Source organism: Streptomyces sp. NPDC002690, from assembly GCF_053592415.1.
The window spans coordinates 1-4,632 of sequence record NZ_JBSFVR010000482.1; the positions used below are offsets into that span (position 1 = coordinate 1).

The window sequence follows — 4,632 nt, forward strand, 5'->3', positions numbered from 1 at the left end:
GGGCGGGGTCTGCGGCTGCGCGGCCTCTACCAGCACTCGGCGCGGGCGAGCCTGGTACTGCGGGCGCACGCGGCCCGGGTGGCCGAATCCGGCGGCGAGACACGGACGGTCCGCGAACTCAGCGGTGAGATGACCCTCGTCGACCAGGAGGTGGCGTTCCTCCCCGACACCGCGTTCCCCGGCGACACGGTCGTGGTCAGGGACCCCACCGTCGTCTGCCAGCTGCGCGGGCTCTTCGAAGCGATGTGGCAGTCGGCCTCACCGGTGTGCCCCGAGGAGCTGGGCTACGGCGGGACGATCGACGAAGTCCACCGTGCGGTGGCCCAGTTGCTCGCGGAGGGGATCAAGGACGAATCGGCGGCCCGCCGCCTCGGCGTCTCGGTGCGCAGCTTCCGGCGCCATGTGGCGGGCCTGAGCACCAGCCTGCGGGCGACGAGCCGCTTCCAGACGGGGGCGGCGGCCGCGCGGGCCGGGTTGCTGCACGACTCGCCCCGCTGAGGGGCGGCCCGTCGTTCCTGACGGGAGTGCGCCCGATGCCTGCGACCGCGTGGGACCGCAGGTCCACCCGGTCCCGGACCATCGTTAACAGCGAGGCAACTTGGCTGTCGCCACACCGATATACGGACGCCGCACCATGGACAACGTACGGCCGTGCGGGTGCCGTGGACCGGCCGGGGCGACTTCACGTCGACCCGGCCGGTTTCCCGTTCCGGAGTCGAGCGGGCCCCCTTGTCGGGGGGACCCGGGCGGTGGAGTATCGCCGCGTGACACTCACACGGGGCGCCCGCATCACCGGTACGGCCCTCAGCGCCGTGCTCGCACTGATCACCGCCGGCTGGATCGTCCGGGACCTGCGGGTCCTCCACGGTCCCGGCCCGCTCTGGGACATGTGGACGGGGTTGCCCGAGGGCTACCCCACCGCACTGCCCGCCACGACCGGCGGCACCCTGGTCCTCCTCCTCGTGCAGGTCGTCACCGCCGTCGTCGTGCCCCGGTCGCCGGTCGCCGCCGCCGCGCTGGTCGCCACCGGCACGGCCACCCTGCTGCTCCGGCTTCCCGGCGTCTGGATCACCACCGCCTCGTGGATGGAGGGCCGTTACGACGACGGACTCCGCGTCCGCGCGCTGATCTGCACCCTCGTCACCCTGGCGGTCTCGGTCGCGATGATCGTGACCGCCTCGGCCGGCCGGCGGCCCGCCGAGGACGTGGGGCTCCCCGCGCCGACCCGGCCCACCACGGGGGCCGCGGTGGTCGCCTTCCTCGCGCTCGGGATCTCCGGCGTGGTGGTGATCGCGTGGGAGATCCGGCAGTACGTCGTCTACCCGGCCGAGGTCTACCCCGCCTGGTACCTCGGCGGGCACGCGATCAGCGCCCCGCTGTTCGACGCGCCGGCCGGCTGGTCCACCGTGGCCGTGGCGCTGCTCGCCCTGTTCGCCGGGGCCGCGGCCCTCGCGCACGCCGTGCACTCCCGGCCGTTCGGCGGGATCGCCGCGGTCTTCCTGCTGCTCTCCGGCGGTGTGAGCATCGCCCGCGGTGTCCGGCTGCACCTTTTCGGGATGTTCGCCGACGCGGGGTTCGAAGGCCAGCTGAGCGTGATCTCCTGGGTGTTCCTCGCCGTCGCGGGGCTCGTCGCACTCCTGGCGATCGCCCGCCGGGGGCGTCCGGCCGCCGAGGGCGGACCGGGACAGGGCTGGGGGCCCGGTGCCCCCGGGTACGGCTACCCGCCCCTCGGGCCGCCCGGCAGGGCACCCGGCTACGGCTACCCGTACCCGTCGTCGGCCTCCGGCTCCGGGTACCCGGGCGCACCCGGTTACGGCTACCCGCCCTCCGGGTACGGGCCCGGCCAGGTCTCCGGGCAGGGCCCGGCGGAGGGCTCCGGGCCGGACTACGGGCCCGGCTCCGGGCCGGGACACGGGCCGGGACACGGACCCGCGCAGGGCGGCGGTTTCGGTCCGCCGCCGCCCTCGTCACCGCCGCCCGGCTGGTGAGCCCGGGGCCCCGGGTCAGTCCGTCGCGGGTGCCGCCGCCGACGGCAGGCCCAGGGACCGCTTGAGGAAGTCCACCTGGAGCAGCAGCAGGTTCTCCGCGACCTGTTCCTGCGGGGTCATGTGCGTCACCCCGCTCAGCGGCAGCACCTCGTGCGGGCGGCCCGCCGCCAGCAGGGCGGAGGAGAGCCGCAACGCGTGCGCGACCACCACGTTGTCGTCGGCCAGACCGTGCACGATCATCATCGGCCGCACGGTGTCCGCCGGTTCGGACAGTCCGTCGTCGGTCACCAGCGAGTTGCGCGCGTACACCTCGGGCTGCCCGGCGGGGTCGCCGAGGTACCGCTCGGTGTAGTGCGTGTCGTAGAGACGCCAGTCGGTCACCGGGGCGCCCACGACCGCCGCGTGGAACACGTCGGGGCGGCGCAGCACCGCGAGGCCGGAGAGGTAACCGCCGTAGGACCAGCCGCGCATCGCCACCTTCGACAGGTCCAGCGGGAAGCGCTCGGCCAGTGCGTGCAGGGCCTCGATCTGGTCGTCCAGGGTGAGCGTGAAGGCGTCGCGCACGGCCTTCTCCCAGGCGGGCGAGCGGCCCGGGGCGCCCCGGCCGTCCGCGACCACGACCGCGAAGCCCTGGTCGGCGAACCACTGGGAGGTGAGGTGGGCGTTGTACGCGGCGACCACCCGGCGGCCGTGCGGGCCGCCGTACGGGTCCATCAGCACCGGAAGCGGACCGTCCGACTCCTGGTAGCCGGTGGGCAGCAGTACGGCGCACGGGATGCGCCGCGCGCCCCCCTCGGTGAGGGTGAGCCGGGGCCGCAGCCCGGGTTCCTGGGCGTGGTTCGCCACCTGGGCGACCTGCTTGCCGTCCCGCAGGACGCGGACGGTCGCGCCGGGGCGCTCCAGTGAGGTGGAGAGCAGCACCGTGAGAGGGCCGGAGCGCACCGCCGAGTGGACACCCACCCCCTCCGACATCCGTTCGACGCCCAGTTCGCTCACCCGGTAGACATGGCTCTCGCCGGTCTCCGGCGCGGCGGCCTCCTCGCCCGCCACGGCCTGCACCAGGACGTCGGACTCGCCGACGTCCAGGACCGCCTGGAGATGCAGCCGCGCCCCGGTCAGGGCCCGGTCACCGACGTGCAGGACCCGCGCCCCGCCCTCGTCCGCGATCCGCACGAGCCGCCCGTCCGGCGTCCAGGCGGGCACCCCACCGAAAAGATCAAGCCACGTCGGGTCCTCGTCCGCGTGCACGGTCCGGGTCGCCCCGGTCGCCGGGTCCACCGTCAGACACCGCTGACCGCGCTGGTCGCGCGCCTGCACCAGCAGGAGCGGCGCACCCGCCGACGACCAGTGCACCCGGGCCAGATACGGGTAACGCGCCCGGTCCCACTCCACCTCGATGCGCCCGCCGGCGAGGTCCACGAAGAAGAGCCGGACCTCGGCGTTGGGTGTCCCGGCGGCCGGGTAGGCGACCTCGGCGGGCTTGCTCTCCGGGTGCGCGGGATCGGCGATCCACCAACGCCGGACCGGGCTGTCGTCCACCCGGGCCACCAGCAGCCGGTCCGAATCCGGCGACCACCAGAAGCCCCGGCTGCGGTCCATCTCCTCCTGGGCGATGAACTCCGCGAGCCCGTAGGCGAGGTGCTCCCCCTCCGGTTCGGCCACCGCCCGGTCGTCGGTGCCGTCCGCGCCGACCACCCGCAGCGCGCCCCGTGCGACGTAGGCGACGTGCCGCCCGTCGGGGGAGGGCCGGGGGTCGATGACCGGTCCCGGGACCGGCAGCGCCCGCGCCGTACCGGCACGCAATTCAGCCACGTACACCTTGCCGGAGAGTGCGAACGCGGCCAACTCCGCCTCGGCGTCCAGCGCGTACCCGACGATGCCCGCACCGCCCTCACGTGCGCGTTCGCGCCGTGCCCGCTCCTGGGGCGAGAGCTTCTCCGTCGAACCGCCCAGCAGGGTCTCGGGGTCGGCGGCGAGGCGCTCCTGGCCGGTGGAAGGGTCCAGCACCCAGAGCCGGTTGACCGAATCCGTGCCGGAGGTGGAACGCAGGAAGACCACCCGCGTCCCGTCAGGTGAGACGGAGAAGGCCCGGGGCGCACCCCGGGTGAATCGCTGGGTCCGGGCGTGCTGACGGGGAAAAGACAGCTTCTGCGAGGTCATGGGCCGAAACCTAGCCCGGCGGCGGCCGTCCGTGCGCCCCCTCGTGCTGCAGTGACCCGGACAATGCCCTGGCACGGATAGTTATGATCCGTAGCGCTCGGTGGGTAGGAACCTGCTGGGCTCTCTACTGCTGCCCGACCGCTGTCCGTTCAGACCCGATGTGTTTGACCCGTCCCGATGTTCCGTCGCGACCGTACTGATGGAGGTGAACCGCCGTGGCACTCTCGATTTCGGCGGTAGTGCTGCTGGCGATCGTCGTCTTCCTGCTGATCCGGAAATCCGGACTCAAGGGCGGACACGCGGCGATCTGCATGCTGCTCGGGTTCTATCTGGCGAGTTCTTCCATCGCCCCGACGATCGCGGACCTCACGTCGAACGTCGCGGGCATGATCGGCAGCATCAAGTTCTGACGGCCCGCGGGGCCGTGTCGGGACTCGGCCACCCCGCGTGCGTACGCAGGGCCCCCGCCAACGGCAGGGGGCCC

At 73.7% G+C, this 4,632-nt stretch carries 3 protein-coding genes and 1 pseudogene; 3 read left to right on the plus strand and 1 reads right to left on the minus strand.

Going from position 1 to position 4,632, the window contains the following annotated elements:
• Both ACWD3D_RS33715 and ACWD3D_RS33720 read left to right on the plus strand, forming a co-directional pair.
• A pseudogene (locus ACWD3D_RS33715) lies at positions 1-498 on the plus strand (hypothetical protein); the annotation flags it as partial.
• Between the two features lie 266 nt (positions 499-764).
• Positions 765-1,988 carry a hypothetical protein gene (locus tag ACWD3D_RS33720; protein WP_451464518.1) on the plus strand — a complete coding sequence of 408 codons (1,224 nt, stop codon included), beginning with the start codon at positions 765-767 and terminating at the stop codon, positions 1,986-1,988.
• 15 nt (positions 1,989-2,003) lie between these two features.
• On the opposite strand, the gene ACWD3D_RS33725 is transcribed toward ACWD3D_RS33720, so the two are convergent.
• Positions 2,004-4,148 carry a prolyl oligopeptidase family serine peptidase gene (locus tag ACWD3D_RS33725; RefSeq protein WP_451464519.1) on the minus strand — a complete coding sequence of 715 codons (2,145 nt, stop codon included), beginning with the start codon at positions 4,146-4,148 and terminating at the stop codon, positions 2,004-2,006.
• Between the two features lie 215 nt (positions 4,149-4,363).
• Here ACWD3D_RS33725 and ACWD3D_RS33730 point away from each other — a divergent pair, with 215 nt between their 5' ends.
• Entirely contained in the window at positions 4,364-4,558 is a 195-nt protein-coding gene (locus ACWD3D_RS33730; RefSeq protein WP_266708674.1) for a hypothetical protein, read from the plus strand.
• The last annotated feature ends 74 nt before the right edge of the window (positions 4,559-4,632 follow it).